The sequence below is a fragment of the Streptomyces sp. DH12 genome (genome assembly GCF_020873895.1).
Lineage (GTDB): Bacteria > Actinomycetota > Actinomycetes > Streptomycetales > Streptomycetaceae > Streptomyces.
Genome location: NZ_JAHWGT010000019.1, coordinates 46,828 through 73,388, shown reverse-complemented (window position 1 = coordinate 73,388; position 26,561 = coordinate 46,828). Strand labels below are relative to the sequence as shown.

Here is a 26,561-nt window from a genome sequence, read left to right as displayed (position 1 = left end):
GTTCGGCGGCCAGTCTGGCCCAGGCCGGGCGCCGGACGGCCGTACGGCGCGACGGCCGAACGGGTGGGAATGGGCGGCGGCCCGTTACACGCCCGCCGGGACGGCCTTGCCGTGGCGGGCGCCGCCGGTCAGCGCGTCCCAGTGCACGGTGCGGTCGCACCAGCGGTCGAGGAGGACGTGGTCGTGCCCGACGGCGAGGAGCCCGGCCCGGTGTTCGCGCCGGTACTCCTCGACGACGGCGACCAGCGCCGCCGTGGTGGACGCGTCGAGCATGGCGGTCATCTCGTCGCAGACGAGCCAGCGCGGCCGGAGCACCAGGGCGCGGGCCAGGCAGGCGCGTTGCAGCTGTCCGTCGCTGACCTCGTGGGGGCGGCGGGCGAGCAGGTCGTCGGTGAGGCCGACGCGGCGGGCCAGTTCGGCGGTGCGGGCGGGGGCCTCGGCGCGGCGGCCGGTGGCGCGCAGCGGTTCGGCGATCAGCTCGCGCAGGCGCAGCCGGGGGTCGGCGGAGAGGCGCGGCTGCTGGAAGACGACGCCGACGGCGGTGCGCAGCTCGCGCGGGGCGCGGTGGCGCCAACCGGCCACCCGCCGGCCGTCGAGGGTGACGTGGCCCGCGTCGGGGCGGTGCAGCAGGGCGGCGACACGGGCGAGGGTGGACTTGCCGCAGCCGCTGGGCCCGAGCAGTCCGACGGCCTCGCCGGGGGCCACGGTGAGCGACACGTTCCGGAACACGGGGTCGCCCGGGTCGTACCCGGCGGTGAGGGAGGTCAGTTCAAGCACGGGGGGCCTCCTCGGCGGGGCGGGTCCGCGGGGCGTGGTGGCAGGCGACGCCGTCCTCCGAGCGCGGTACCGCCCGGCAGGTGTCGTCGCGCAGGGCGCAGCGCGGGGCGAAGGCGCAGCCGTCGGGCAGGGCGTCGAGTTCGGGGGGCATGCCGGGGATCGGGGTGAACTCCCGTTCCGGGAGGGCCGCGAGGAGGCCCCTGGCGTACGGGTGGCGGGGGCCGGGAGCGCCGAAGAAGCGGTCGGCGGCGGTCAGTTCGACGATGCGGCCCGCGTACATGACGGCGACGCGGTCGGCGATCCGCTGGGCCGCCGCCAGGTCGTGGGTGATCAGGAGCAGGGCGCGGCCGGTGTCGGTGTGGCGCCGCAGTTCGTCAGCGGTGCGCTCGACCAGGTCGCGGTCGAGGCCGGTGGTCGGTTCGTCGGCGAGGAGGAGCGGCGCGTCGCCGACGAGGGCGAGGGCCGTGGCGGCGCGCTGCGCCTGGCCGCCGGAGAGCTGGTGGGGGTAGTGGTCGAGCAGGTCGGCGGGGAAGGAGGCGCGCCCGGCGGCGGCCACGGCCGCGGCCCGCAGCTCCGCGCGCCCGGTGCCCGCCAGTTGGCGCAGGGTCTCCTCCAGCTGCGCGCGGACGGTCCGCACGGGCGTGAGGTGGGCGGCCGGCGACTGCGGGACGAGGCCGACGCGCCGGCCTCGGACGGCGCGGGCGAGGGTGCGCTCGTCGGCGGCGAGCAGGTCGATGCCGTCGACGACGGCCGTGCCGGCGGTCTGCGCGTTGCCGGGCAGCAGCCCGAGCAGCGCGGAGGCGAGGACGGACTTGCCGCAGCCGCTCTCGCCGACGAGGGCCAGACACTCCCCCGCCGCGAGGTCGAAGCCCACGCCGGTGACGGCGGCGACGTGGCGGCCGCCGCGCATCCGGAAGCGCACGGACAGGTCCCGTACGGAGAGGACGGGGCTCACAGCATCAGCTCCGATCGGCGGCGGGGGTTGAGCCGCTCGCGCCACGCGCCGGCGAGGCCGGCGATGGCGAGCGTGGGAATGATGAGGAACAGCCCGGGGAAGAGCGTCGGCCACCAGTCGCCGGCGAGCAGCGAACCGCGCGCCGTCTGCACGAGGTTGCCGAGGCTGGCCTGGTGGGCGGGGAGCCCCAGACCGAGGAACGACAGGGCGGACTCGTGCCACATGGCGTGCGGCACCATGAGGACGGCGGCGAGGCCGGCCTGCGGGAGGACCGCGGGCAGCAGGTGGCGGACGGTCACCCGCCACCGGGAGGCGCCGCCGGAGACGGCCGCGTCGATGTAGGGGCGCGAGCGCAGCGACAGCACCTCGGAGCGCACGATCCGGGCGGTGGACAGCCAGTGCGTCAACGCGACGGACACGATGACCGGCCAGACGCCGGGGCGGAACATCGCCACGATGAAGATGCCGAGCAGCAGGTGCGGTACGGACGAGAACGTGTCGACGAGCCGCATCACGAGCCGGTCGGTCCAGCCGCCGAACGCGGCGGCGGCCGCGCCGACGGCCGTGCCGATCACGGTGGCGACGAGCGCGGCGACCAGGCCGACGAGGAGCGAGACGCGCAGGCCGTACACGCAGCGCAGCAGCAGGTCGCGGCCGACGTCGTCGGTGCCGAACGGGTGCGCGAGCGAGGGCGGTCGGAGCTTCAGCGACAGGTCGACGGCCTGCTGGTCGAGCTGGACCAGCGGCGGTACGAGCAGCACGGCGAGGGCGACGGCCCCGACGATGACGGCGGACGTGGAGACGCGGACGGCGCGGGTGGAGCGGCGGGTACGCCCGCGGGACGTCCAGAGGGTTTCAGCCATCGAAGCCCACTCTCGGGTCGGCGAGTCCGTACAGCAGGTCGGAGAGGAGGTTGCCGAGGAGGACCGCCGCCGTGGCGAGCACGGTCAGCGCGGCCAGCAGCGGGAAGTCGACCGAGGTGGCGGCCTGCACGGTGGCGGCGGCGATGCCGGGCCAGCTGAAGACGGACTCGACGAGCAGGGCGCCGGTGATGAGTTCGGGGACGCGCGAGCCGATGAGCGTGAGCATGGGCAGCATGCCGGAGCGCAGGGCGTGCTTCAGCAGCACGGTGCGCTCGTCCAGTCCGCGGGCGCGGGCGCCCCGTACGGGATCCTCGTCGAGGGCGTCTGCGACGCCCTGGCGGACATAGAGGAAGAACCAGGGCAGTTGCGAGACGCCGAGGACCAGGGCGGGCAGCACCAGGTGCGTGGCGACCTGGTCGAAGGTGACGGTGTCGCTGGCGGTGTCGGTGAGCCCGCCGGCGGGCAGGACGCCCAGCTCCAGCGCGAAGAACCAGATGGCGAGCAGCCCGAGCCAGAAGGCGGGGGCCGCCTCCAGGGTGTACGCGGCGGAGCTGACGCACCGGTCGAGCCAGCCGCCGCTGCGGCGTGCGGCGAGGACGCCGAGCGCCGTGCCGAGGAGGATGGCGACGGCGAAGGCGGTGGCGGCGAGCAGCGCCGACCAGCCGATGCGTTCGGTGATGACGTCGGCGACGGGCTGGCGCATGACACTGGAGTCGCCGAGGTCGCCGGTGGCGGCGGAGGTCAGCCAGTGCCACCAGCGCGGGACGAGCGGCTGGTCGACGCCGAGGTTGGCGCGCAGTTGGTCGAGGTTCTCCTGGGAGGCGGTGAGTCCGGCGGTGCCGGCGTACGCCTTGACGGGGTCGAAGGGGGAGGCGGCGGCGACGGCGAAGACGCCGAACGTGACGACGAGCAGGACGGGGACGGCGAACAGGGCCCGCCGTCCCGCCATCCGTGCCATCGCGCCCCAGGGGAGGCGCCGCGTCACTTGTCGGCGCCCTTGGGGGTCCAGTCCTCCACGTTCCACCACGGGCCGGAGGCGAGGCCGTGGTCGTGCGGCTCGACCTGGGTGGACAGGCCGTCCCAGGAGTCGTCCACCACGTACAGGTGGTCGATGTGGGTGAGGAAGGTGTAGCCGGGGTTCTTCACCAGTTCGCGCTGGACGGTGTCGTAGGCGGCCTTGCGGGCGGCCTTGTCGTCGGTCCTGCGGCCGGCGTCAAGGGCCTTGTCGACGGCGGGGTTGTCGTACCGGCCCATGTTGTTGAAGCCGTCGCCGCCGAGGGTGGACTTCAGCAGCAGGTACTGGTCGAAGTCCGGGTCGCCGGGCGAGCCGCCGCCGGCGAGGACCGCGTCGGTCTTCATGCGCGGTTCGATGACCTCCCAGGTGCCGGCCTGGGTCTTGATCTCGATGCCGGCCTTCTTGGCGTCGGAGGCGTAGGCGAGGGCGTGGTCCTGGCGGAGCTTGTCGCCCGAGAGGTACCAGAGGGGGAAGGAGGCGCGGACGCCGTCCTTGACGCGGACGCCGTCGGGGCCGGGCTTCCAGCCGGCCTCGTCGAGGATCTTCCGGGCCCGGTCCAGGTCGTGGGGGCGCTCGGTGCCCTTGGTGAACCACTCGCTGTCGGTGGGCACCGGGCCGTAGGCGGGCTTCCCGGCGCCTTCGAGGATCTTGTCGACCATGGCGCGGCGGTCGACGGCGACGTCGAGGGCGCGGCGGACGGCGACGTCGCCGGTGACCTGGTGGTGCGTGGGGAGGGTCACCAGGCGGTAGTCGTAGGTGGTGGCCGCGTACGTCTTCTTGGCGCCGTCGCCCTTGAAGCCCTTGGCGAGGTTCGGCGGGAGGATCGCGCCGTCGAGGTCGCCGGAGCGCAGCCGGGTCGCGCGGACGTCGTCGTCCTTGATGATCGCCATGGTGAACTTCTTCACCTTCGGCGCGCCGCCCCAGTAGTCGGGGTTGGCCTTGAAGGTGATCTTCTCGCCCTTGGACCAGTCGGCGAGGACGTAGGGACCGGTGCCGATCGGCTTGGTGGTGAAGGGGCCGCTGTTGACGTCCTGCTTGCCCGCGACGTGCTCGGGGGCGATGCCGAGGACGGTCCGCTCGGCGAACGGCGCGTACGGGTAGGCGAGGGTGAAGACCACGGTGTCGTCGCCGACGGCCTTGACGTCCTTCAGGGCGTCCAGCTCGGTCTTCGAGGCGTTGTTCGTCTTCTCGTCGAGGATGGTGCGGTAGGTGAAGACGACGTCCTCGGCCGTGAGGGGCTCGCCGTCGCTGAACTTCACGCCGGGGCGGAGCTTGTAGGTGTACGTCAGGCCGTCCGCGCTGACCGTGGGCAGGGCGACGGCGAGGGCCGGCGTGAGCTTCAGGTCGCGGTCGAAGGCGAGCAGCCCGTCGAAGATCTTGGAGTTGCCGTCCTTGCCGTAGCCGAGGAGGGGGCTGAGCGACTCGGGCTCGTAGGCGATGCCGACGACCGCGCTGTCCTTCGCCGCGGAGGCGGAGCCCGTGGAGCCGGGGTTCGAGCAGGCCGCCGCGGTGATGGCCAGGGTTCCGGCCAGCGTGGCGGCGGCCATGCCGCGTATGGATCGGGCGGTCATGGTTCCACACCCCTCGGGTAGCTAGTGGAGATCGACTGTTGTTGCGAACGACTCGCAATTAAACAGTACGTAGAGGGGTGGGTTCCTCTTGTGCTCCTTACGTGGAGGCTGAGGGGGCGGGCAGGTCCGCGAGCCGGGCCAGCTCCTCCTTGTGGCGGCCCGCCGACCCGAGGGCGGTCTGATCGGCCTTGGCCCGCTTCAGGTAGAGGTGGGCGGGGTGCTCCCAGGTCATCCCGATGCCGCCGTGGAGCTGGACGCACTCCTCGGCGGCGTGCACCGCGACGCGCGAGCAGTACGCCTGGGCGACGGCCACGGCGAGCGGCGCCTCGGGGCTGCCGGCGGCGAGCGCGTCGGCGGCGTTGCGGGCGGCGGCGCGGGCGCCGACCACCTCCAGCCACAGCTGCGCCATGCGGTGCTTGAGCGCCTGGAAGGAGCCGACGGGCCGGTTGAACTGGTGACGTTCGCGGGTGTACCGGACCGTCTCCTCCAGGCACCACTCGGCCACGCCCAGCTGTTCGGAGGCGAGCAGCCCGGCGCCCGCGAGCAGTCCGCGGCGCACCGCCCGGCGGGCGGCGGCCGCGTCCGCGAGACGGGTGCCGCCGGCCTCGGCGGTCACGGTGGCGAGCGGACGGGTCAGGTCGAGCGGCGTCCGCGGGACGACCGAGGCGTCGGCGGCGTCGACCGCGTACAGCCCGTCGGGGCGGACCACGAGCAGGACGTCGGCGTGGACGGCGTCCGCGACGCCGCCGACGGTGCCGTCGGCGGCCGGGACGTGGTCGGGCCCGGCGGAGAGGGGGACGGCGAGCACGGCGACCCGGCGCCCGGCGGCCAGGTCGCCCAGCAGGTCGGCGGCGGTGCCGGTCCCGGCGGCGAGGAGCGCCTCGGTGGCGACGACGGCGCTGGTGAGGTACGGGACCGGCGTCACGGCTCGGCCCAGCTCCTCCAGGACGACGGCGGCCTCGCGATGGGAGGCGCCCTGGCCGCCCAGCTCCTCGGGGACGAGCAACCCGGCCGTACCCATGTCGGCGGCGAGCGCCTTCCACAGGGCGGGGTCCATGCCGCCGTCCTCGACGCGGCCGGGCAGGTCCGCCGGCGCGGCGCGGTCGGCGACGAGGGCGCGGACGGCGGCCCTGAGGTCGGTCTCCGTCTCGGAGTACAGCAGGTCCGGCCGATGCGCCCGGTCCGTGCCGTCGGGCTGCTCCGCCTGCTCGGGCCCTCCCGGCAGTTCCCGCTGTGCCTTCCGTGCCTGCTGCGCTGTCATCGGGTCAGGTCCTTCCAGGCGACGTCCTTGTCGGTGCGCGGTTCCGAGGGCAACCCGAGCACGCGTTCCGCGACGATGTTCAGCAGCACCTCGCTCGTGCCGCCCTCGATGGAGTTGCCCTTGGAGCGGAGGTAGCGGTAGCCGGCGTCGCGGCCGGTGAAGTCGACGCGGTCGGGGCGGCGCATCGTCCACTCCCCGTACAGCAGCCCCTCGTCGCCGAGGAGTTCCAGCTCCAGGCCGCTGATCTCCTGGTTGAGGCGGGCGAAGGCGAGCTTCATGGCGCTGCCCTCCGGGCCGGGCTGGCCGGCGACGAGCTGCTGGCGCAGCCGCTCGCCGGTGAGCCGGGCCACCTCCGCCTCCACCCACAGGTCCAGCAGCCGCTGGTGGAGGTCGTGGGTGCGCAACTCGGGCCGTTCGCGCCAGGTACGCGAGACGGGGCCGATCATGCCCCCCTCGCGGGGGATCCGGGCGCCGCCGATGGAGACCCGCTCGTTCATGAGGGTGGTCTGCGCGACCTTCCAGCCGTCGCCGACCCCGCCCAGGCGGTGGGCGTCCGGGATGCGCACGCCGGTGAGGAAGACCTCGTTGAACTCCGCCTCGCCGGTGATCTGCCGCAGCGGCCGCACCTCGACGCCCGGGTCCGTCATGTCGCACAGGAAGTACGTGATGCCCCGGTGCTTGGGGGCGTCCGGGTCGGTGCGGGCGATGAGGATCGCCCACCGCGCGACGTGGGCGCTGGACGTCCACACCTTCTGGCCGTCGACGACCCAGGTGTCGCCGTCGCGCACCGCGCGCGTGCCGAGCGCGGCGAGGTCGGACCCGGCGCCGGGCTCGCTGAAGAGCTGGCACCAGACCTCCTCCCCCACCCACAGGGGGCGCAGGAAGCGGCGCTTCTGCTCCTCGGTGCCGTAGGCGAGGATCGTCGGCGCGGCCATGCCCAGGCCGATGCCGATGCGCCGCGGGTCGTTGTCGGGTGCGCCGGCGGCTGCGAGTTCGGCGTCGACGACGGCCTGGAGGGAGCGGGGCGCGCCCAGGCCGCCCAGCCCCTCGGGGTAGTGGACCCAGGCGAGGCCGGCGTCGAAGCGGGCACGGAGGAAGGCGGCGCGCTCGGTGGTGGCGGGCGGGTGCGCGGCGAGCAGCGCGCGCGTGCGCTCGCGCAGGGCGGTGGCGTCGGTCACCTGCCGGCTCCTTCCGGGAGCACCACGACACGGCCGGTGGTGGTGCCGTCGGCGACGCGCTGTACGGCGGCGGCCGCGTCGGCGAAGGCGACCCGGTCGCTGATCAGCGGTTTGATCAGGCCCTTGGCCGCGAGGGTGGTGAGCGTGTCGTGGCAGCGGCGGACGGCTTCGGGGTCCTCGCGGTTGTACAGGCCCCAGTGCAGGCCCATGATCGAGTAGTTCTTGACCAGGGCGTGGTTGAGGGCGGGGGCGGGGATGTCGCCGCTGGCGAAGCCGACGACGACGATGCGTCCTTCGAAGGCCGTGCACCGGGCGGAGGCGGTGTACGCGTCGCCGCCGACCGGGTCGTAGACCACGTCGGCGCCCCGGCCGCCGGTGGCGTCCTTGACGGCCGCGACGACGTCCTCGGCGCGCCGGTCGACGACGACGTCGCAGCCGAGCTTCCGGGCGGCGGCGGCCTTCTCGGCGCCGCCGACGACGCCGATGACGCGCGCGCCGGCCGCCTTGCCGAGCTGGACGGCGGCGCTGCCGACACCGCCCGCGGCGGCGTGGACGAGGAGCGTCTCGCCCTCGCGCAGCCCGGCGCGGCGGTGCAGCCCGAACCAGCCGGTCTGGTAGCCGATGTGCAGCGCGGCCGCCTCGGCGTCGTCGAGCGCCTCGGGCGCGGGGAGGACCGCGGCCGCGTCGGCGACGGCGTACTCGGCGAAGCCGCCGTGCGGCAGCGCGGCCGTGGCGATCACCCGCCGGCCGTCCTCGGTGTCGGCGCAGACCTCCACGCCGGGGGTGAAGGGCAGCGGCGGACGGACCTGGTACTGGCCGCGGCACAGGAGCGCGTCGGGGAAGTTGGTGTTGGCGGCCCGCACCCGCAGGAGCAGCTGTCCGGGGCCGGGCGTGGGCCGGTCGGTCTCCTCGCGTCGCATCACCTCGCTCGGTTCGCCGTTCCGGTGCACGCGCCATGCCTGCATGGGGGCCTCCACAGAGAGTCGGGCTGTACCGCAGTGGCTCGCATACTAAGCGGTCGCTTGCCTTCGAGGGAACAGCAGGCCGCGGATTTCCGGCCGCCTGCCGCCCCGTCGGGGGGCCGTCCGGGGACGGCCCCCGCACGTCAGCGCGGGAAGAGCTCGAACGTGACGGCGGGGACGCCGCCGAACCGTTCGGCCGCGGCCCGCGCGTGGCCCGTGAGGAAGGCGCGGGAGTACTCCTCGGGATCCTCGTCCGTCAGCGCCTCGATGTACGTGCGGTGCTCCAGGAGGGAGCGGACCGCGCGTTCCATGCCCGGGGTCGCGTCCACGGCGTGGGTGGGATTCGGCGAACCCGCCACGGCCACCCAGCGCACCCCGTCCCACGGTTCGAGGCCCTGCTCGGCGAGGTCGGGGAAGATCCAGCGGTTGCCCGCGTCGGCCGCCGCGTCGAGGGTGGCGCGGCCCACCGCGACGTGGTCGGGGGTGTTCCAGGCGACGCCGCCCCAGGTGTCGCGGTGATTGAGGGTGACGAGCAGCTCGGGGCGGTGGCGGCGGATCGCGGCGGCGATGTCCCGGCGCAGCCCGGTGCCGTACTCGACCACGCCGTCCCGGTGGTCGAGGAACTCGACCCGCGAGACGCCGACGACCCGGGCGGCGGCCCGCTGCTCGGCCTCGCGCAGCGGTGCGCAGACGTCCGGGGCGAGCGTGGCGATGCCCGCCTCGCCGCGCGTGGCGAGGACGTACGCCACCTCCCGGCCCGCGTCGGTCCAGGCGGCGACGGCCGCCGAGCCGCCGTACTCCAGGTCGTCCGGGTGGGCGACGACGACGAGGGCGCGCCGCCAGTCCTCGGGCATGGGCCGCAGCGGGGCGGCTTCCTGACGGGGCGTCGGCCCGCTTTCCTGATCGCTCATGGGCGCAGGATAAGGGCCGGTGGGGGCCCTTCCGCCGTCAGACCTCGCCGCGGACCAGCGCCAGCAGCCGGTCCAGGACCCGGGCGCCGCCGGCCCGTACGCCGTCGTGCTCGTACTCGTCGGTCACCCAGGTGCGCAGGCCGCGGACGGCGCGGGCGGTCTCCAGCGAGTGGGCCGTGTCGACGTACAGGTCGTCGTGGTAGACGGCCGCGGCGGTGGGCACGGTGTTGGCGGCGAGGCGTCCCGCGTCGTAGAGGGGGGCCCAGTCGGTGCGGGCGGCGAGCAGTTCCGCCGTCTCGCGCAGCGGCACGAGGGCGGGGTCGGTGGTGAAGTGCCAGGGGTGGATCGTCTCGCCGGTCAGGAGCAGCGGCGCGTCCCCGGCGAGCGCGGCGGCGGCGTCGAAGTCGGGGAACTCGCCGCGCACCCGCTCGGCGGCCCAGTCGGTCGGGGCCCTGCCGTCGGCGTAGATGGACTCGTGGAGCACGGCGTAGAGGGGCCGGGAGGCGAAGGAGAGGTGGCCCCGCACCGCCTCCAGGAAGGGGTCGGACAGCTCGCGCCCGGCGGGGGTGCGGACGAAGGCGTCCTCCAGCAGGTAGTGGAGATGGTCGCCGCCGTCGCCGGTGCCGAGGAGGGCGCCGAGCGACTGGAACGCCTCGACGGTGAGCCGGTGCCCGCCCGGCAGCACCGCCGGGCGTTCGGCGAGGTGGGCGGCGATCCGCCGGGCCGCCTCCACGTCCTGCGGGTAGCGGTCGTAGTGGGCGAGGACCTTGCGCCGCATGCGCGGGTAGGCGGCCCGGTAGACCTCGTCGGCGCCGGCGCGCAGGGAGGGCAGGCCGCCGGTGACGAGCACCGCCTCCAGCCCCTCGGGGGCGGTGGAGAGGTAGTGGGTGGCGCAGAAGCCGCCGTAGCTCTGGCCGAGCACGGTCCACGGGGCGCCGCCGGTCAGCCGGCGGCGGACCAGTTCGCAGTCGCGGACGATCGCGTCGGCGCGGAAGTGCGCGAGGTAGGCGGCCTGTTCGCGGGGGCCGCCGCGCAGCGGGAGCGTCCGGCGGTCGGCGGGCGTGGAGCGGCCGGTGCCGCGCTGGTCGAGGAGGAGGACGCGGTACTCGGCGACGGCGCGGCCCAGCCAGGCGGGCGCGCCGCTGAAGCGCCGGACCGCGCAGCCCGGACCGCCCTCCAGGTACACCAGCCAGGGCAGGCAGTCCACGTCCCGCCGCCCGGCGGCGACGACCTCGCGCCCGTACAGCTCGATGGTCTCGCCGTCGGGGTCGGCGTGGTCGAGGGGGACGGTGAAGCGGTGGTCGGTGAGGACGACACCGGGCTGGCGGTACGTGGTCAATGCTCCTCCTGGCAGGCGGTCTCAATCGCCGGTCGGCCGGTCGCGGGAGGGGCGTGGGGCGCCCCCGCCCGCACAGTGGACCACAGGGGTCCGCGGCGGACGGGGGCGGGGAGGGGCCGGGGGGAGTGACCGTGTGGGGGGGCGGGGTCAGCCGGTGGGGAAGTCGTCCGGGGTCCGGATCCGGTCGCGGATCCACACGCCCGCCGGCTTGAGCGGGGCGGTGCCGGTCCACGGGCCGCCGGCGCCGCAGGTGCCGGGCTTGAAGACGGCTCCGGTGCGGTGGTCGTCGGAGAAGTTCCAGTTCACCCAGCTGATCTTCTTGGCGGCCATCAGGTCCAGGTAGCGCTGGGACATGGCGAAGTCGTCGGCGCCCTCGCCGGCGTAGTTCTGGGTGCCGAACTCGGTCACGAAGACCGGCAGTCGGTCGGCGGCCCGGGACAGGGTGTCGAGGTAGGCCTCGCGGTGGGACGAGGCGTAGAAGTGGAAGGTGTACATGATGTTGGAGGCGTTCACCGGGGCGGCGACGACCTCCGACTCGTTCGCGCCCTCCGAGACGCCGAACGACGACCAGGCGCGGGTGCCGACGAGGACGGGCGTGTTCGGGTCCTGCGCGCGGATGACGGGGATCAGCTGCTCCGCGTAGCTCTTGATCCTGGGCCAGCTGACGCCGCTGGGCTCGTTGGCGATCTCGTACAGCAGGTTGGTCTTGCCGCGGTGGCGCTGGGCGATCTCCGTGAAGAAGGTCTTCGCGCGGCTGAGGTTGTAATGCGGGTCGCCCGGGTCGAGCATGTGCCAGTCGACGATGGCGTACATGCCGCGCGCGGTGGCCTGTTCGATGACGGAGTGGACGAGGTCGGTGTACTTGCGCGGGTCGGTCTCGTACCCGCCCTCCTGCACGTACATGGAGACCCGCAGGACGTCCGCCTTCCAGTCGGTGGCGAGGGCGTCGAGGGAGCCGGACGTGACGCACTGGCGGTACCACTGCAGGCCGTGCGTGGACATGCCGCGCAACTGCACCGGCTTGCCGTACTGGTTGCACAGCTTCGTGCCGCAGACCCTGAGCCGGCCGTTGACCGCGGCGGGGGTGGCCGCCGCGGCGGTGCCGTCCGCGGTGGGGGCGGCCGGGGCCGCGGCGGTCGGGGCGGTGGCGGCGACGGTCGCGCCGGCCGGGGCCGGGCGGGCGGCCGGGGCCGCGGGCGCGGTCGGGGCCGTGGCGAGTCCGAGGAGGAGGGCGGTGGCGAGGGCGCCGGCTGCGGCGCCGGTGCCACGGGTCCAGGTCCGTGCCGATCTCATGGGATCTCCGTTGCGGATGGGGGCGTGGGAGCCGAGGACTGAAAGGAAACTTTCCTAACCAATGGGTAGCAGCTCCCTCGACGGGGCCGCAAGACCCTGTCGGGTGGGTGGCCGCACCACGTACGGTGAGGCCGTCCCGACCCGATGATCAAGGAGGCCGCGCGATCATGGCACGCTTCGACCTGCCCGTCGACGAGCTGCGTACGTACCGGAGTTCGTCCGAGGAGCCCGCCGACTTCGACGCCTTCTGGGCCGGCACGCTCCAGGAGGCGTCGGCCCACGCGCTCGACGCCCGGTTCGAGCCGGTCGCCACCGGGCTGACCGCCGTGGAGGTGCACGACGTCACCTTCGCGGGCTTCGGCGGCCACCCCGTCAAGGGCTGGCTCGTCCTCCCCGCCGGGACGACCGGGCCGCTGCCGGTGGTGGTGGAGTTCGTCGGCTACGGCGGGGGGCGCGGCCTGCCCCACACCCATCTCCTGTGGGCCTCCGCCGGATTCGCGCACTTCGTCATGGACACCCGCGGGCAGGGCGGCACCTGGGCGGGCGGGGACACCCCCGACCCGGTGGGCAGCGGCCCGGCCGCGCCCGGCTTCCTCACCCGGGGAGTCGAGGACCCGGCGACGTACTACTACCGCCGGCTGTACACCGACGCGGTACGGGCGGTGGCGGCCGCCCGGTCGCACCCGCGGGTGGACGCGGCCCGCACGGCCGTCGCCGGGGTGAGCCAGGGCGGCGGCATCGCGCTGGCGGTCTCCGGGCTCGTGCCCGACCTGCTGGCGGTCCTGCCCGACGTGCCGTTCCTGTGCGACTTCCCTCGGGCGACGACCATCACCGACCGGAACCCGTACCGGGAGATCGGCGCGTACCTGAAGACGTACCGCGGGCGGACCGGACAGGTCGGGCGGACGCTGGCCTACTTCGACGGCGTGCACTTCGCCGCGCGCGCCACGGCGCCCGCCCTGTTCTCGGCCGCGTTGGAGGACCTGACGTGCCCGCCGTCCACGGTGTTCGCCGCGTTCAACGCGTACGCGCACGCCGACAAGGAGATCGAGGTGTACGCCTTCAACGACCACGAGGGCGGTGAGTCGTACCAGCAGGCCGCCCAACTGCGGTGGCTCCCGGCACGGCTGACCGCCTGACACGGGGCGGGGACGGACCCGGCCGCGGGCGCGACGGGCCCGTCGGGGGCGGGCGGGCCGGATCCGGCGGGTCGGGACCGGGTCCGCGGTGGGTGGGGGGTCGCGGGTCCGCCGGCGCTGGATAGGCTCCCGGGGTGACCGGAGACCGGGCGGGACACTCGTCGGCTGCCGCGCGACGCGGCCCGACCGCGCCGGCCGTCCGGCGGGAAGGGCCAGTCAATGACCAGCGCACACCGTGGGGCGTCCACGTCCCGCACCCCCGTCCGACTCGCCGCGCTGCTGGTGGGGGTGGTCTTCCTGCTCATCGGCGGCCTGGGCTTCGTCCCCGGCGTCACCAGCGGCTACGACACGCTGGCCTTCGCCGACCACGAGTCGGACGCCCGGCTCCTCGGGCTGCTCCGGGTGTCGATCCTGCACAACGTCGTGCACCTGGTGTTCGGCGCCGTGGCGCTCGTCGCGGCGCGGACCCCGGGCAACGCCCGCCCGTTCCTCCTCGTCGGGGGCCTGATCTACCTCGCGCTGTCGGTGTACGGGGTGATCATCGACCTGGACAGCGAGAGCGGCGTCGTGCCCGTCAACACACCGGACACCTGGCTGCACTTCGCGTTCGGCGCCGCCATGGTCGCCCTCGGGCTCCTGCTCCCCCGCCCGGCCGAAACCGACCGGGACGCCGGGCCGAGTGGCACCGGGCCGGAGGGTGTCGGGCCCGGGGGCGACGCCTGAGCGCCGCCCCCGGCCCCGCACGCGGGCGTCAGACGGCCGCGGGCAGCTGCTGCCGTACGGCGACGGCGTCGACCCGCAGCGCGAACGGCGCCACGTCGTCCACGGTCAGGGCGCGGGCCGCGGGCCCGTCGAGACCGATCGTCGCGTCGAGGCGCAGGGCGACGGCGTGGACCGCGTCGCCGGTCTCCTCGTCCTGCAGCGCGAACAGCAGGTGGCAGCGGTACCCCGTGCCGCCGTCCGCCCCGTCGGCGCGGGACGGACGGGCGCCGCGCTGCCCGCCGAGGCCGACGAAGACGTCGGTGAGCGCCCGTTCGACCTTCCGCCAGAACCCCGCGTTGGCCGACGGCGCGGGCAGGGCCTGCCGTACGACCTCCCTCAGCGACAGGACCATGACGCCGACGGGGGCGGTCTCCCGCAGTCCCCAGCCGCGCACGGTCCGCACGGCGCCGCCGTGCGCGACGGCGGCCGCCGCGCGGCTGATCCGCCCGAAGTCGGCGTCGGCACCGGCACCGCCGCCGGTGGCGTCCGTGTCGGCCGGGCGGGGGGCGAGGGCCTGCCGGAAGTGGCCCGCCAGGGCCTGAGCCTGGGCGAGGTGGGACGGACCCACCTCGAAGACGGGCAGGAAAGCCGCCCGCCCGGCGTCGCCTTCACCCACGGCCCCTTCGGCGGCCGTCCCCGCGCTTGGCCCGGCGGCTTCCCCGACGGCCTCCGCGCCGGCCTCTCCGGTGGCCTCTTCGGCGGTCTCCTCGACGGTGGGCTGGTCGGCCATGTGGCTGCTCCTCTGGCTGGAAAGGGTCGCGCCGCGCCGCGGGCCAGTATGCCGCCCCCGCTGTCCGGGCCGCCCACCGGGCGGCCGGCTGCCCGGTGCCCCGCCGCGGTGACCCCGCCTCAGAGGGCGGCCGGCTCCGGCCGCACGCCGCCGCCGAGGTTGCTCTCCAGCAGCGCGGTCGACTCGGCCACGCCGACGCCGCCCGGCTCGGCGGCCGGGTCCGGGAGCAGCCCGTCGGCGGCCTTGAGGGCGGTGAGCGCCCCGTCGATCGCGCGGTGCGCGGCGAAGAGGCACGGCGTGCTGTAGATGGCGGCGTCGACGCCGAGCGCGTCCAGTTCGCTCAGGGACAGGCGGGGGGACCTGCCGCCGCCGATCTGGTTGAACAGCAGCGGCTTGTCGCCGGCCGCCTCGCGGACGCGGCGGATCGTGTCCACGCCCCGTACCCCGTCGACGAGGACGACGTCGGCGTCCGTCCCGGCGAAGGCCGCGGCCCGGCGCAGCATCTCCGCCTCGTCGACCGCGTCGGTGCGGGCCACCACGAGGAGGTCGTCCCGGTCCTCCAACACCCGATGCAGCTTGGCCAGGTACTCGTCCAGCGGCAGGATCCGCTTGCCGTCGGCGTGGCCGCAGCGGCGGGGGCGCCGCTGGTCCTCCAGGACGACGCCGGAGGCCCCGCACCGCTCCAGCCGCCGCACGACGTGGGCGGCCACCTCCGTGTCCACGTACCCGTCGTCGATGTCGACGAGGAGGTGCGCGGCGGGGAGCGCCGTGCGCAGCCGCTCCACGAACGCCACCATGTCCGGCCAGGCGATGAACCCGATGTCGGGCAGGCCGTAGTGGGAGGCGGCGAAGCCGAACCCCGAGACGAACAGCCCCTCGTAGTGGCGTGCCGCGAGGGACGCCGAGTACATGTCGTAGACACCGATGAGCGGTGTCGTGCCCGGCGCCGAGACGGCCTCGGCCAGCTTGCGCCCGTACTGCAAGGAGAACCTCCTGGGGTGTCGCGCCCTGTGCGCCCTGCCTGCCCTGTGCGCCGAAGCTTCGCGGGTGGGCGCGGGCCACGCCAAACGGGCAACACCCGGACGGATGAACGCGATACGGGCCGGAGGGCGGCCGGCCTTCGACCGGAGGCGGGCCGGAGACGGATCCGCGTCGGGTCGCGACCGGATCGGCCACATCTCGACCACCTCCCACCGCTCAGCGCACGCGGATTACCACTTTCCGATCATGAGGACAACCTGACCCGAACGGCCGCTGGCTGGTTATGATCGGCACCCCCATGCGTCACCGTAGCCGCACCGGCAGTCCCGCAGCCCCTCCGCGGGGCCGCGCCGGGGCGGCGGCCGAACGTCCCCGCTCCCCGCTCCGAGGGCTGATGTCTCCCACGCCACCCGAGGGCGCCCGAGGCCCGTCGACCCGTCGTCGACGGCGCACCGTGCGTCTGCGCACCCTGCTCGTCCTGCTCGCCGTCGTGCCCACCGCCGCGATGGCCGCCCTGGTGGCCGTGACCGCCGACCGCCTGCTGGACCGGTCGAGCCACCTGCGGTCCGACGTACTGGCCGGCGAGCGGCTCGGGCTGCCGCTGTACGAGCTGATGAGGGGGATGCAGGCGGAGCGCACCGCCGCCGCGGCGCGTTGGGCCGACCCGTCCGTACCCGCCTCGGCGCTGCGCGCCCACCGGGCGGCCACGGACCGCGCCGCGGCCCGGTTCCGCGCCGCCGCCGCGACCACCGGCGGCGGCTCCGAGGAGGCCGACCGCCGGCTGCGCGAGGTGCTCGACGGCCTCGACGCGCTCGGCGCCCAGCGCGAGCGGGCGGACTCCCGCACCGGCGGCCCCGACAGCACGGTCGCGTACTACGACGGCGTGGTCGGCCAGATGATCCGCTTCTACCAGGACGCGTTCGGCCACACCGAGGACGGCGAGCTCGGCCAGGAGAGCCGGGTCCTCGTCACGATGTTCTCCGCCTCCGAGATGGTGGCGCGGGAAGGCACGCTCCTGGCGCTGGCGGGCCCGTCGCGGAAGCTGGAGACCACGCGCTTCGCGGAGTTCGTCAACGCGGTCGGCGCGCACCGGTACCTGTACGACCGGTGGGTGGTCCCCCACCTGCCGCCCGCGGAGAGCGACCGGTACGCCCGGCTCGTCGGCTCCGAGGCGTGGCAGGCGAAGACCCGCGTGGAGGACCGCGTCCTCGCCGGCCACGAGGACCTGCCGTTCGGCGTGCGGCTGCCGCGGGAGGCGGAGGGCTGGACGGCAGCCCACGCCGGGTGGTCCGACGACCTGGCGGCCCTCGACGCCGCCCGTCTGCGCGGCCTGCTGGACCACGGGGACGCCAAGGCGACGGGACTGGAGCGGGAGGTCACCCGGCTCCTCGCCGTCACCGGCGGGGCGCTGCTCGCGGTCGTCGCCGTCGTCGCGGTCACCACCCGCTCGGTACTGCGCCGGCTGCGGCTGCTGCACGACCGCACCGTGGCCGTCGCCGAGCACACCCTGCCGGACGTCGTGGAGCGGCTGCGGCAGGGCAGGCGAGTCGACGAGGACGCGCTGCCCCGGGTGCGGGGCGAGCGGGACGAGGTCGGGCGGGTCAGCGACGCGTTCGCGCGGGTCGTCGCGGTCTCCGTCGACGGTCAGCGGCAGCTCGCCGCGGAACGTGACGGCTTCGGCGGCTTCGCCGCGGGCATCGCCTCGCGCACCGGGAACCTGGTCAGCCGTCAGCTGGCCCTGACCGAGGAACTGCAGGACGCGTTCGGCGGTGACGAGGCGCTGCTGGGCGGGTTGATGCGCGCCGACCAGCTCACGGTGGGCATGCGGCGGCAGGTCGAGAACCTGCTGATCCTCGCGGGCGGCGAGGTCCCCGACCCCCACACCGAGCCGATGCGCGTCGCCGACCTGCTGCGCGAGGCCGCGGCGGAGGTCGAGGACTTCCGGCGGATCGACCGCCACGCGCTCGACGAGATCAGCGTCGAGGCCGGCGTCATCAGCCAGGTCAGCCACCTGCTGGCGGAGTTGCTGGACAACGCCACCCGCTTCTCCCCGCCGCGCTCCCGGGTGGTGATCCGGGCGGAGCTGGTCGCCGACGGCCTCTCGGTGGAGATCGAGGACCGCGGACCGCGCGTGAGCGCCGAACGGTACGCGGAGATGAACGCCCGTCTGCACTCGGCGCCGCCGTACGCGGTGCTCGCGGAGAACGCGCACCGGCTGGGCCTGTTCGTGGTCGGGCACCTGGCCGACCGGTTGGGCGCGACGGTGACGCTGCGGCGCTCGGTGTACGGCGGTACGGCGGCGGTGGTGCTCGTCCCGCACGGGCTGCTCGTCCCCACGGGGCACGGCACGGCGGGGACGGCGGAGGGGGCGGCGGAGCCGGAGGCGGCCGCCGCCCGGCTGCCGGCGCGGTCCCCGAACCCGGCCCCGGTCCGCACCCCACCCCCGGCCGCGGAACGGGACCCGGTCGCGGGATCGGACCCGGGCCCGGAGCCGGGCCCGCAGCCGGAGACGGCCGCGGAGGCGGAACCCGCCGAGCGGCGGCCGACCGCCCGCGACGAGACGCCGCGGGCGGTGCCGCGGGCGGGCGCGGCGCTGCCCGTGCGGCGGCGCGCTGACGCGCCGCCTCCCGGCGGGAGCGGGGACGGCACCGCCCGGCCGCGCCTGCCGGAGCGCGTACCACAGACGCACCTGGCCCGGCAGTTGCGCACGCCGCCCGCCGCGGACGGCGGCGCGACCACCGGGGAGGCCGGGAAGGGCCCGGGCGCCGGCCACGACGGGGCGAGCCCCGAAGAGGTGGCCGACGCCTGGGCGGAGTACGAAGACGGGACCCGGAAAGTGGAAGAAGAGCTCCGACAGGATCAGCCATGACAACGACGAACGACATGATCTACAGCGTCCTGGACAACAACCTGAGCAGGATCGCCGGCATCGAGGGGGCGGTGCTCCTGTCCAACGACGGGATCATGCTCAGCGCCTACCTGCTGGACCGCGCGCAGGCCGAGCGCATCGCGGCGGCGTCCTCCGGCATCGCGGCGACGATGCGGGCGATATCCCGCGATGTCGACGGCGGCCGGGTGATCCGGCAGCTGGTCGAGATGGACGAGCGGTACCTGTGCCTCGTCGGGTGCGGCGAGGGCAGCACGCTCGTCGTCGTCACCAACCGCAAGGCGCGCCTCGGCGAGCTCGGCGGCGAGGCGGTGCGGACCGCGCAGGCGCTCGGCGAGTGGCTGGGCACGCCCGGCCGCGCGCAGCAGCCGTCGCCGCCCGCGCCGTAATGCCCGACGAGCCGCGCCGCGGGGGCGGCCGCCGACCGCGGCTGTACGCCCTCACCGACGGCCGTACGGCCTCGCCGCGGGCCGCCCTGACGATGGACACCACCATCACGGCGGCGGTCGGCGGCGACGCCCTCGACGGGCTCCCCACGGAGTGGCAGCTCGTCCTCGCCCTGTGCCCGGCACCGGGCGGGCGGGCGGTCGCCGAGATCGCCGCCCGGATGGGGATGCGGCTGACGCCGATGACGCTCCTCCTCGGCGAGCTCGCGGACCGCGGGCTCGTCCACCACCGGCCGCCACTGGAGGCGGCCGCGACCACCGACGTCCACCTGCTCATGAGAATCAGGGACAACCTTGCCCGGATGTGACACCGCCCCCGGCGGCCAGGAGCCGGCCCCCGTCAAGATCCTCGTCGCCGGCGGCTTCGGGGTCGGCAAGACCACCCTGGTCGAGACGGTCTCCGAGATCGAACCGCTCCGCACGGAGGAGCGCCTGACGGCCGCCGGCGTGGGCGTCGACGACCTCGACGGCATCGAGGCCAAGTCCGCGACGACCGTGGCGATGGACTTCGGCCGCATCACCCTCGACGACGCCGGTGTCGTCCTCTACCTGTTCGGTACACCGGGCCAGGAGCGGTTCTGGTTCCTCTGGGACGACCTGCTGCAGGGGGCGCTCGGCGCCGTCGTCCTCGTCGACACCCGGCGGCTCGACCGGGGCTTCCCCGCGGTCGACTTCTTCGAGAGCCGCGGACTGCCGTTCGTCGTCGGGGCGAACTGCTTCCACGGCCGGCAGCCGTACACCGCCGAGGAGATCAGGGCCGCGCTGCGCCTGCGCGACCCGGACACGCCCGTGCTGCTGCTGGACGCGCGCGTCCGGGACGAGGTGCGCACGGCGCTGCTGTCCCTCCTGGACACGGTCATCGCCCGGGCCCGCACCGCCTCACCCTCCTGACCGCCCGCTCCCCCTCGACCGCCCGCTCCCCCTGACCACCCGCCCCACCGGTCGCCGGGAGGGCGCGGACCGTCAGCCGAGGCGCATGGCGAAGGTGACGGTGCTGCCGCCCGCCGGGCCGGGGGTGACGGTCAGCCGGTCGGTGATCAACCGGGTCAGCCACAGCCCGCGGCCCGGACCGGCGCCGCCGATGCCCGGCGCCAGCTCGGGGATGACGTCCTCCGTGAAGCCCGGGCCCCGGTCCGATACGCGGCACTCCAGCTCGCGCGCGGTCCGGGCGAGCACCAGCTGACCCGAACCGCCCGCGTGCCGGACGGCGTTGACCGCCACGGCGTCGACCGCCACCACGAAGTCGCCGCGCCGCGACTCCGACAGCCCCACCTGTGCCGCGTGGCTCTCCACGAGCACCCGCAGCCGGGGGATGTCCGTGCCGGCGAACGGACACCGCAGCAGGATGTCCGCTTCCTCTCCGTTGCCGGGCACCCTCCCGGCCGTTTCCAGCGCCATCTGCCTATCCCGTCGTGTCCAGGACTGCCGGGTCCGCGCCCAGGCGCCGCAGCAGCAGCGCGTGCCCCGGCGAGCAGCGCACCCGGACGGACCGGAGGGGCGGCGGACCGGTGAGGGCGCCGACGAGCTCCGCCGCGCACTCGGGGCCGAGGTAGCCGGTGCGCCGCAGGTCGACCATGGCGGGCCGGCCCGGCGGAAGGCCGCGGAGCGCGCCGTCCACCGCCCGCCGGAAGCAGTCGTACGTGGCGGTGTCCGCGTCGCCGATGACCCGCAGGACGCCCTCGCCGTACGGGCAGCGCAGACGGCCCAGCGCCGGCAGGAGGTTGCGGGGATGGGCCCGGCACATCGCCTCCAGCACCGGCGCGGGGAAGCGGTCGCGCTCGTAGGCGCAGATCTCGCTGTAGAACCCGTCGGCGAAGAGGTGCCCGGCCCGGCGCTCGCGGTCCACCATCAGGTCGAGGTCCGCCCCGAGGTCCGCGACCCAGCCCATGTCGATGTAGGTGCGCAGTCCGCTGTACCCCTCGGCCCGGGCGGCGCCGATCTCCTCGGTGATCCGCTGCCACTGCCGGTCGGCGGTGAACCGCGGTGCGGGCCGGATCAGTTCGCGCATGCTGCTCATCTCCAGCTGCGCGCTCGCGAAGCCGGCGGCGACGAGGGGGCCGGGGGCGTCGTGCAGCCGCGTCCGCAGCTCCGCCTCGCTCAGCCGCGGGGGGCCGAACACGATGACCTTCTCCCCCCGGGCCAGTCCCGCCCACACGAAGGCCGTGAGGACGTCCCAGCCGGGGGCCTCCCCGTCGTAGCAGAGGAACGCGTGGTCCCCGGCCCCCATGTGCTGGACGGGCAGTGTCCCGGGATGGCGCTCCTCGCCGGCGATCACGCCCACGTCACTCACCCCCGTGTAACCGTGGCATGGCTCTACGTTACCGAACGGGCCGCGGTTCCGAGGAGGGACAATGAGCACGTACGTCCGGCCCACCGCCCACCGCGCCGCCCGCGACCGCACCCGGTCCGCGGACCAGGCGCCCACCCGCCCGCGCAGGAGAACCACGCCGTGCCACCGCACATCCCGCACACCGACCGTCCCGACCTGAGGGCCGACTGCGCGAACTGCTTCGGGCTCTGCTGTGTGGCGCTGCCCTTCGCCCGCTCCGCCGACTTCGCCGCCGACAAGCCCGCCGGTACGCCCTGCGGGAACCTGCGGGAGGACTTCCGCTGCGGCATCCACACGCGGCTGCGGGACAGCGGGTACACCGGCTGCACCGTCTTCGACTGCCTGGGGGCCGGACAGAAGGTGTCGCAGGTGACGTTCGGCGGCCGCGACTGGCGCGCCGAACCGGGCACGGCCGGCGCGATGTTCGCGGTCTTCCCGGTGGTACGGCAGCTGCACGAGCTGCTGCGGTACGCGGCGGAGGCGCTGGACCTGCCGGCCGCGCGGCCCGTGCACGGGGAGTTGCGCCGGCTGCACGACCGGATCGACGCGCTGAGCCGCGGCGGCGCCGACGAGCTGTCGGCCCTCGACGTGGGGGCGCTGCGGGCGGAGGTCAACGCCCTGCTGCTGCGCGCCGGCGAGCTCGCCCGCGCGGAGGTGCCGGGGCCGCGCAGGGACCACCGGGGCGCGGACCTGATGGGCGCCCGGCTGCGCGGCGCCCGGCTCCGGGGGGCGAGCCTGCGCGGCGCGTACCTGATCGCCGCCGACCTCACCGGCGCCGATCTGCGCCGGGCGGACCTGATCGGCGCCGACCTGCGCGACGCCGACCTGTCGGGCGCCGACCTGACGGGCGCGCTGTTCCTCACCCAGGCGCAGCTGAACGCCGCCCGGGGCGACGGGGAGACCAGGATCCCCGACGCGCTGGTCCGCCCGGCGCACTGGACGGCCCGCCCGGAGACGGGACGGCCGGAGGCGGGACGGCCGGGGACGGGGCGCCCTCAGCAGGGTCGGCCGAAACAGGGGGGCGCGAAGCGGGGGCGGCCGAAGCCGGGCCGCGCGGCCCGCGGGTGACACGGACGGAGTAGCCGGCGCCCCCCGTGCGGGTGCCGTCGCACCCGGACGGGTGGCGTGCCGGGCGCCCCGCCCCGTACCGGGTGCACCGTGGAGCGGCAGTTGTCCGCACACGTGCACACATCAGGAGGGCGCCATGCCGCCAAGTCCGTTCTCGCGGTCGTGGACGGACCGGTCGAAGCCCGGGTACAAGGTGCGCTACGCGCTGCGGCACCCGGACCGGGTGGTCCCCTACGTACGGCGTGCGGGGCGTGACCTGTGGCTGCGGCTGCGCAGCCGCGGCGACCACGTCGCGTACTACCGGGGGGTGATGGCGAGCGACACGGCCCGCAGCCCGGAGGCCGCCGTGGGCGGGGCTCCGTCGCACGAACGGTGGCTGGCGATCGGCCGGATGCAGTTCGACTACCTGGTCGGGCACGGTCTGCGGCCCGAGGACCGGATGCTGGAGATCGGCTGCGGCAACCTCCGGGCGGGTTGGCGCTTCATCCGGCACCTGGAGCCGGGCCACTACTACGGCATCGACATCTCCCCCGACATCCTGATCGAGGCGAAGCGGACGCTGGTGCGGTACGGGCTTCAGGAGCGGATGCCGTACCTGACGCCGGTCGACGACCTCACGCTGGACTTCCTGCCGGACGGCCACTTCACCGTGGTCCACGCGCACAGCGTGTTCTCCCACTCGCCGCTGGAGGTCATCGACGAGTGCCTGGCGCACGTGGGGCGGGTGCTGGCGCCGGGCGGGTTCTTCGACTTCACCTTCGACCGTACGGAGGGCGAGGAGCACCAGGTACTGAGGGAGGACTTCTACTACCGGACCGAGACGCTGATGGCCCTGGCCCGCAGGCACGGTCTGCGGGCGCGGTTCATGGACGACTGGGAGCGTCTGCCGCACGGCCAGTCGAAGTTGCGCGTGACGGGCCCGGAGCCGGATCCCGCCGCCCTGTGACGGGCCGGCCGGCCACCCGGCGGACCCGCTGACGGGGCCGGCCGACCGCGTGACGGGCCGGCCGACCGGGGTGTCGCCCCGGCCGGCCGGCCGGTCACCTGGCGGGTGGGGTCAGTGGCCGAGGGCGCGGCACAGGCCGAGCCGGTCGGTGCCGAGCTTGGTGAACACGGCCGACAGCAGCTCCGACACGGACTGCTCGTCGCTGCCCATCCGGTCGGCTATGGCGGCGTTGTCCAGTCCCTCGGCGGCGTGCCGGGCGGCGGCCTCCTCCAGGGTGGTGAGGGTGTCGCGTTCGGCGGGGAGGGGGCGCCGGGGCCTCAGTCCCGCCGCGGCGAGCTGGCCGCGGGCCCGGGCGGCGAGCGAGTCGGCTCCGCAGGCGACGGCGGTCTCCATGCCGCGGTACAGCTGCTGGGCGGCGAGGTCGAGGCCGCCGAGAGTGCGCAGCACGGTGCCGTGGTCGACGAGAGCGTGCGCCAGCTCGTAGGCCGCTGGAGACTGTTCGAGGTGGTCGACGGCCTCCCCCAGCAGGGCGACGGCACGGGTCGGCTCGGAGATCGCCGCGGCGACCCGCAGGGCCTGCCCCACGGCGCTGGCCGTGCCGAACGCGCGGGCGAGGGCCACCGCCTCGTCCGCGTTCTTCCGGGCCTCGTCCGGGCGGCGGTCGGCGAGGGCGAGCGCCAGGTCGAGCTGCCAGGGGCTCCACGCGGGGTTGCGGGTACCGCGCCGCTCCAGCCGCCGGCCGGCCGCGGTGAGCTGCTGGACGGCCTCGTCGGTCCTGCCCCGGGCCAGCAGCAGCTTGCCCCAGACGGCCTGCGGGTCGGGGTAGACCACGACCTTGGGGAAGTCGGCGCCGAAGCGGTACCGGGCGGCGACGCGCTGGGCCTCGTCGGCGCGGCCCCGGGCGAGGAGCGTCTCGATGAGGATGCCGACGGCGTACCACTGGGCGGGGATGCCGTGCCCGACGCGGTCGGCGATCTGCAGGCCGCTGCGGACGAAGTCCTCGGCCTCGGCGAACCGGCCCCGCCGGAAGCGGATGTAGCCGAGCAGGGTGTACGCGAAGGACAGGTGGGCGCCGCGCCAGCCCTTCGCCTCGAACTCGGCGATGCCGTCGTGGAAGAGTTCCTCGGCGCGGCCGGGCTGGTCGCAGTACATCAGGGTGAGCGCGACGACGGCCGGTACCTCGAAGCCGAAGTCCTGGTCGGTCCAGCTCATGCCGCCGCGCAGCGCCTGCTCGGCGTAGTCCAGGGACTGGGCGGCGGGCTCGGCGCGCATCACGACGTCCCAGGCGCGCAGCCCGAGGATGTGCCGCTCGGCGAGGTCCCGTCCGGTGAGGCGCTTGGCGAACGTGGTCAGCAGCCGCGAGCGGCCCGTCGAGTCGTGCTCGTCGACGTGCACGGAGTTCCACTTGAACTGCTCGGCCTGCATGCGCAGCCGGGTGCGGGAGCTGGTGGTGCGGCGGGCCTCCTCGGTGAGGAGTTCGGTGGCCTGCCGCATCTGGCCGGTGTGGGCGAGGGCCTGGGCGAGCCGGTAGGTGACGGCCTCGCGCAGCTCCTGCTCGATCTTGGGTTCCTCCAGCGCGGCGCGCAGCTGGTTGACGGTGGTGGCGGGCTCGTGCGGGAGGTTGGCGGAGCCCAGCTCGAAGAGGACCTGGGCGCGGTCCTCGACGTCCGGCGGTTCGCGCAGCGCGCGGGCCAGGTAGCGGCGTGCCGCGTCGGGCGCGCCGGCGGAGAAGCTGTCGCGGGCGGCGCGGCGCAGCTGCTGGACCACCCACGGGTCGCCCTCGGGGTGCATCTCCAGCATGTGGCGGGCGGCGGCCGAGGCGCCGAGCCCCTCGTCGACGAGGGCCTGGGCGGCGACGCCGTGCATGCCGACGCGGACGCCCGGCGGGATCGAGCGGTACACGGCGGTGGCGATGAGCGGGTGGTAGAACTCCACGACCCGCTCGTGGCGCAGGTGCGACATCACGGTGAGGATGCGGGCCGCCTGGAGCTGTTCCACGGCGTCGTCGAGCTGTGCCTCGCCGAGCGCGGCGACCGTTCCGACGACGGTGGTCGGGACGCCCGTGCCGACGACCGCGGCGGCCCAGGCGAGCCGGACGGCGGAGGGGCCGAGCTGTTCGAGCCGTTCTATGAGTCCACTGCCCTTGACGGCCGAGGCGAGGTCGCGGAGCTGGGGGATGCTCTCCTCCCGGGGCGCGAGGCCCCGGTCGCGGCCCTTCGCGGCGAGTTCGACGACCTCGAAGGGGTTGCCGCCGGTGATCGCCCAGCACTCGCGGCAGAACAGCTCGTCCGCGCCCTCTCCCAGGACCGAGCGGACGATCCGCGCGACCGCGCCGGAGGTGAGCGGGGCCAGCTCGTGCGAGCGGGAGCCGTTGCGCTCGGCGAGGGTGTGCAGGGGGACGGCGTCGGGCGGCAGCTCGTCGGGGCGGCAGGCGACGACGATGAGCATGCCCAGCTCCTCCGCGCGGACGGCGAAGGCGGTGAGCCAGGCCAGCGACTCGGAGTCGGCCCAGTGCGCGTCGTCGAGGACGAGGACGACGGGGCCGCTGCGGACGGAGAGGTTGGTGATCACCCAGTCCAGTCCGTCGCGGACGCCCTGGGGGTCGGGGTTGGCGCCGGCCTTGGGCGCGGACAGGCCCGTGGCCGGTGCCACGATGTCGTACCAGTCGCCGAGGATCTGGCGCCGCTCCTCCTCCGTCATGGCGGCGAAGACCGGCTGGATCAGCTGGCGCATCACGTGGAACGGCACCTGCCGCTCCTGCTCGCCGCCGCGCGCGGACAGCACCGTGCAGCCGCGTTCCGCGGCGTGCCGGCGGAGCTGGGTCAGCAGGGTGGTCTTCCCGAGCCCCGCCGGTCCCGCGAACGCGACGACGCCGCCCTGCCGCGTGGTGTGCGCCCCGTCGGCCGAGGTGCCGCACAGACCGTCCAGCGCGCGCCGGATCGCGCGGAGTTCCGATTCCCGCTCCAGCAGTGGCGCTTCCAGGAGCGGCGCGGTGTCCCGTTCCTGCTGTTCTCCGGCCGTTGTCATCACTTGCCCCCTCCAGCACGTGCGGCCGAGTGTAAGGGCAAGGCGACGGGTTGTTACGACCGATGACCATTCTTTCCGGAACATCGCCACTCGATAGGGGTCGGCGGTGTATTCTCCGCTG

The 26,561-nt window shown here is 75.1% G+C and carries 24 protein-coding genes; 8 read left to right on the top strand and 16 right to left on the bottom strand.

Features of this window, described 5'->3' with window-relative positions; translation table 11 throughout:
- Positions 1-84 precede the first annotated feature (84 nt).
- The 11 genes from LPA54_RS18980 to LPA54_RS18930 form a co-directional block, all read right to left on the bottom strand.
- Entirely contained in the window at positions 85-777 is a 693-nt protein-coding gene (locus LPA54_RS18980) for an ABC transporter ATP-binding protein (protein ID WP_228979304.1), read from the bottom strand.
- Positions 770-1,687, bottom strand: coding sequence for an ABC transporter ATP-binding protein (locus tag LPA54_RS18975; RefSeq protein ID WP_228979471.1), 918 nt, complete (start codon positions 1,685-1,687; stop codon positions 770-772). The genes LPA54_RS18980 and LPA54_RS18975 overlap by 8 nt, the downstream gene beginning before the upstream one ends.
- A 41-nt stretch (positions 1,688-1,728) precedes the next feature.
- Entirely contained in the window at positions 1,729-2,595 is an 867-nt protein-coding gene (locus LPA54_RS18970) for an ABC transporter permease (RefSeq protein ID WP_228979303.1), read from the bottom strand.
- Complete coding sequence (locus LPA54_RS18965) at positions 2,588-3,553, bottom strand: ABC transporter permease (RefSeq protein ID WP_228979469.1); 966 nt, start codon at positions 3,551-3,553, stop codon at positions 2,588-2,590. Before LPA54_RS18965 ends, LPA54_RS18970 begins: the two co-directional genes overlap by 8 nt.
- Before the next feature lie 23 nt (positions 3,554-3,576).
- On the bottom strand, positions 3,577-5,181 hold the full coding sequence (locus LPA54_RS18960) for an ABC transporter substrate-binding protein (protein WP_228979302.1): 1,605 nt from the start codon (positions 5,179-5,181) through the stop codon (positions 3,577-3,579).
- A 97-nt stretch (positions 5,182-5,278) separates the two neighbouring features.
- Positions 5,279-6,442: an acyl-CoA dehydrogenase family protein gene (locus LPA54_RS18955; RefSeq protein WP_228979301.1), complete on the bottom strand. Its 1,164-nt coding sequence runs from the start codon at positions 6,440-6,442 to the stop codon at positions 5,279-5,281.
- The gene (locus LPA54_RS18950; protein ID WP_228979300.1) at positions 6,439-7,620 is read right to left on the bottom strand and encodes an acyl-CoA dehydrogenase family protein; all 1,182 of its coding nucleotides are present in this window, start codon (positions 7,618-7,620) and stop codon (positions 6,439-6,441) included. The genes LPA54_RS18955 and LPA54_RS18950 overlap by 4 nt, the downstream gene beginning before the upstream one ends.
- Complete coding sequence (locus LPA54_RS18945; protein ID WP_228979297.1) at positions 7,617-8,585, bottom strand: NADPH:quinone oxidoreductase family protein; 969 nt, start codon at positions 8,583-8,585, stop codon at positions 7,617-7,619. The genes LPA54_RS18950 and LPA54_RS18945 overlap by 4 nt, the downstream gene beginning before the upstream one ends.
- Positions 8,586-8,725: 140 nt before the next feature.
- Positions 8,726-9,493 (bottom strand): PIG-L deacetylase family protein, encoded by a 768-nt coding sequence (locus LPA54_RS18940; protein WP_228979295.1) that lies wholly within the window; start codon positions 9,491-9,493, stop codon positions 8,726-8,728.
- Between the two features lie 37 nt (positions 9,494-9,530).
- Positions 9,531-10,832: an alpha/beta fold hydrolase gene (locus tag LPA54_RS18935; protein ID WP_228979293.1), complete on the bottom strand. Its 1,302-nt coding sequence runs from the start codon at positions 10,830-10,832 to the stop codon at positions 9,531-9,533.
- Positions 10,833-10,979: 147 nt separating this feature from the next.
- Entirely contained in the window at positions 10,980-12,125 is a 1,146-nt protein-coding gene (locus LPA54_RS18930; RefSeq protein WP_228979291.1) for a glycoside hydrolase family 5 protein, read from the bottom strand.
- A gap of 167 nt (positions 12,126-12,292) precedes the next feature.
- Between LPA54_RS18930 and LPA54_RS18925 the strand changes: the two genes are divergently transcribed.
- Together LPA54_RS18925 and LPA54_RS18920 are read left to right on the top strand one after the other, a co-directional pair.
- On the top strand, positions 12,293-13,264 hold the full coding sequence (locus tag LPA54_RS18925; RefSeq protein ID WP_228979289.1) for an acetylxylan esterase: 972 nt from the start codon (positions 12,293-12,295) through the stop codon (positions 13,262-13,264).
- A gap of 219 nt (positions 13,265-13,483) precedes the next feature.
- Positions 13,484-13,987, top strand: a complete 504-nt coding sequence (locus tag LPA54_RS18920; protein ID WP_228979287.1) for a DUF4383 domain-containing protein — start codon at positions 13,484-13,486, stop codon at positions 13,985-13,987.
- A 28-nt stretch (positions 13,988-14,015) separates the two neighbouring features.
- Here LPA54_RS18920 and LPA54_RS18915 read toward each other — a convergent pair whose 3' ends face one another.
- Positions 14,016-14,756, bottom strand: a complete 741-nt coding sequence (locus tag LPA54_RS18915; RefSeq protein WP_228979285.1) for a Type-2Aa cytolytic delta-endotoxin — start codon at positions 14,754-14,756, stop codon at positions 14,016-14,018.
- 119 nt (positions 14,757-14,875) lie between these two features.
- Positions 14,876-15,739, bottom strand: a complete 864-nt coding sequence (locus LPA54_RS18910) for an oxaloacetate decarboxylase (protein ID WP_228979284.1) — start codon at positions 15,737-15,739, stop codon at positions 14,876-14,878.
- A gap of 452 nt (positions 15,740-16,191) precedes the next feature.
- On the opposite strand from LPA54_RS18910, the gene LPA54_RS18905 reads away from it, so the two are divergent.
- The 4 genes from LPA54_RS18905 to LPA54_RS18890 are packed head-to-tail and all read left to right on the top strand — an operon-like array spanning position 16,192 to position 19,961.
- Positions 16,192-18,606, top strand: a complete 2,415-nt coding sequence (locus LPA54_RS18905) for a nitrate- and nitrite sensing domain-containing protein (protein ID WP_228979282.1) — start codon at positions 16,192-16,194, stop codon at positions 18,604-18,606.
- On the top strand, positions 18,603-19,013 hold the full coding sequence (locus tag LPA54_RS18900) for a roadblock/LC7 domain-containing protein (protein WP_228979280.1): 411 nt from the start codon (positions 18,603-18,605) through the stop codon (positions 19,011-19,013). The genes LPA54_RS18905 and LPA54_RS18900 overlap by 4 nt, the downstream gene beginning before the upstream one ends.
- Positions 19,013-19,378 (top strand): DUF742 domain-containing protein, encoded by a 366-nt coding sequence (locus LPA54_RS18895; protein ID WP_228979278.1) that lies wholly within the window; start codon positions 19,013-19,015, stop codon positions 19,376-19,378. The genes LPA54_RS18900 and LPA54_RS18895 overlap by 1 nt, the downstream gene beginning before the upstream one ends.
- On the top strand, positions 19,365-19,961 hold the full coding sequence (locus LPA54_RS18890) for an ATP/GTP-binding protein (protein ID WP_228979276.1): 597 nt from the start codon (positions 19,365-19,367) through the stop codon (positions 19,959-19,961). Before LPA54_RS18895 ends, LPA54_RS18890 begins: the two co-directional genes overlap by 14 nt.
- Positions 19,962-20,033: 72 nt before the next feature.
- Here LPA54_RS18890 and LPA54_RS18885 read toward each other — a convergent pair whose 3' ends face one another.
- Together LPA54_RS18885 and LPA54_RS18880 are read right to left on the bottom strand one after the other, a co-directional pair.
- Positions 20,034-20,468 carry an ATP-binding protein gene (locus LPA54_RS18885; RefSeq protein ID WP_228979274.1) on the bottom strand — a complete coding sequence of 145 codons (435 nt, stop codon included), beginning with the start codon at positions 20,466-20,468 and terminating at the stop codon, positions 20,034-20,036.
- Between the two features lie 4 nt (positions 20,469-20,472).
- Entirely contained in the window at positions 20,473-21,351 is an 879-nt protein-coding gene (locus tag LPA54_RS18880) for an MEDS domain-containing protein (protein WP_228979273.1), read from the bottom strand.
- A 168-nt stretch (positions 21,352-21,519) separates the two neighbouring features.
- Here LPA54_RS18880 and LPA54_RS18875 point away from each other — a divergent pair, with 168 nt between their 5' ends.
- Together LPA54_RS18875 and LPA54_RS18870 are read left to right on the top strand one after the other, a co-directional pair.
- A complete protein-coding gene (locus tag LPA54_RS18875; RefSeq protein WP_228979271.1) occupies positions 21,520-22,467 on the top strand; it encodes a pentapeptide repeat-containing protein in 948 nt (315 codons plus the stop codon).
- A 136-nt stretch (positions 22,468-22,603) separates the two neighbouring features.
- Positions 22,604-23,413: a class I SAM-dependent methyltransferase gene (locus tag LPA54_RS18870; protein WP_228979269.1), complete on the top strand. Its 810-nt coding sequence runs from the start codon at positions 22,604-22,606 to the stop codon at positions 23,411-23,413.
- A gap of 111 nt (positions 23,414-23,524) precedes the next feature.
- On the opposite strand, the gene LPA54_RS18865 is transcribed toward LPA54_RS18870, so the two are convergent.
- Positions 23,525-26,440 carry an AAA family ATPase gene (locus LPA54_RS18865; protein ID WP_228979268.1) on the bottom strand — a complete coding sequence of 972 codons (2,916 nt, stop codon included), beginning with the start codon at positions 26,438-26,440 and terminating at the stop codon, positions 23,525-23,527.
- Positions 26,441-26,561 lie beyond the last annotated feature (121 nt).

Bases quoted from the DNA above. Each gene is read 5' to 3' on its own strand.
- LPA54_RS18960 (WP_228979302.1), bottom strand. From the start codon at position 5,181: ATGACCGCCCGATCCATACGCGGCATGGCCGCCGCCACGCTGGCCGGA.
- LPA54_RS18925 (WP_228979289.1), top strand. From the start codon at position 12,293: ATGGCACGCTTCGACCTGCCCGTCGACGAGCTGCGTACGTACCGGAGT.
- LPA54_RS18940 (WP_228979295.1), bottom strand. From the start codon at position 9,493: ATGAGCGATCAGGAAAGCGGGCCGACGCCCCGTCAGGAAGCCGCCCCG.
- LPA54_RS18970 (WP_228979303.1), bottom strand. From the start codon at position 2,595: ATGGCTGAAACCCTCTGGACGTCCCGCGGGCGTACCCGCCGCTCCACC.
- LPA54_RS18895 (WP_228979278.1), top strand. From the start codon at position 19,013: ATGCCCGACGAGCCGCGCCGCGGGGGCGGCCGCCGACCGCGGCTGTAC.
- LPA54_RS18975 (WP_228979471.1), bottom strand. From the start codon at position 1,687: ATGCGCGGCGGCCGCCACGTCGCCGCCGTCACCGGCGTGGGCTTCGAC.
- LPA54_RS18930 (WP_228979291.1), bottom strand. From the start codon at position 12,125: ATGAGATCGGCACGGACCTGGACCCGTGGCACCGGCGCCGCAGCCGGC.
- LPA54_RS18915 (WP_228979285.1), bottom strand. From the start codon at position 14,756: ATGGCCGACCAGCCCACCGTCGAGGAGACCGCCGAAGAGGCCACCGGA.
- LPA54_RS18920 (WP_228979287.1), top strand. From the start codon at position 13,484: ATGACCAGCGCACACCGTGGGGCGTCCACGTCCCGCACCCCCGTCCGA.
- LPA54_RS18900 (WP_228979280.1), top strand. From the start codon at position 18,603: ATGACAACGACGAACGACATGATCTACAGCGTCCTGGACAACAACCTG.
- LPA54_RS18870 (WP_228979269.1), top strand. From the start codon at position 22,604: ATGCCGCCAAGTCCGTTCTCGCGGTCGTGGACGGACCGGTCGAAGCCC.
- LPA54_RS18955 (WP_228979301.1), bottom strand. From the start codon at position 6,442: ATGACAGCGCAGCAGGCACGGAAGGCACAGCGGGAACTGCCGGGAGGG.
- LPA54_RS18945 (WP_228979297.1), bottom strand. From the start codon at position 8,585: ATGCAGGCATGGCGCGTGCACCGGAACGGCGAACCGAGCGAGGTGATG.
- LPA54_RS18965 (WP_228979469.1), bottom strand. From the start codon at position 3,553: ATGGCACGGATGGCGGGACGGCGGGCCCTGTTCGCCGTCCCCGTCCTG.
- LPA54_RS18885 (WP_228979274.1), bottom strand. From the start codon at position 20,468: ATGGCGCTGGAAACGGCCGGGAGGGTGCCCGGCAACGGAGAGGAAGCG.
- LPA54_RS18865 (WP_228979268.1), bottom strand. From the start codon at position 26,440: ATGACAACGGCCGGAGAACAGCAGGAACGGGACACCGCGCCGCTCCTG.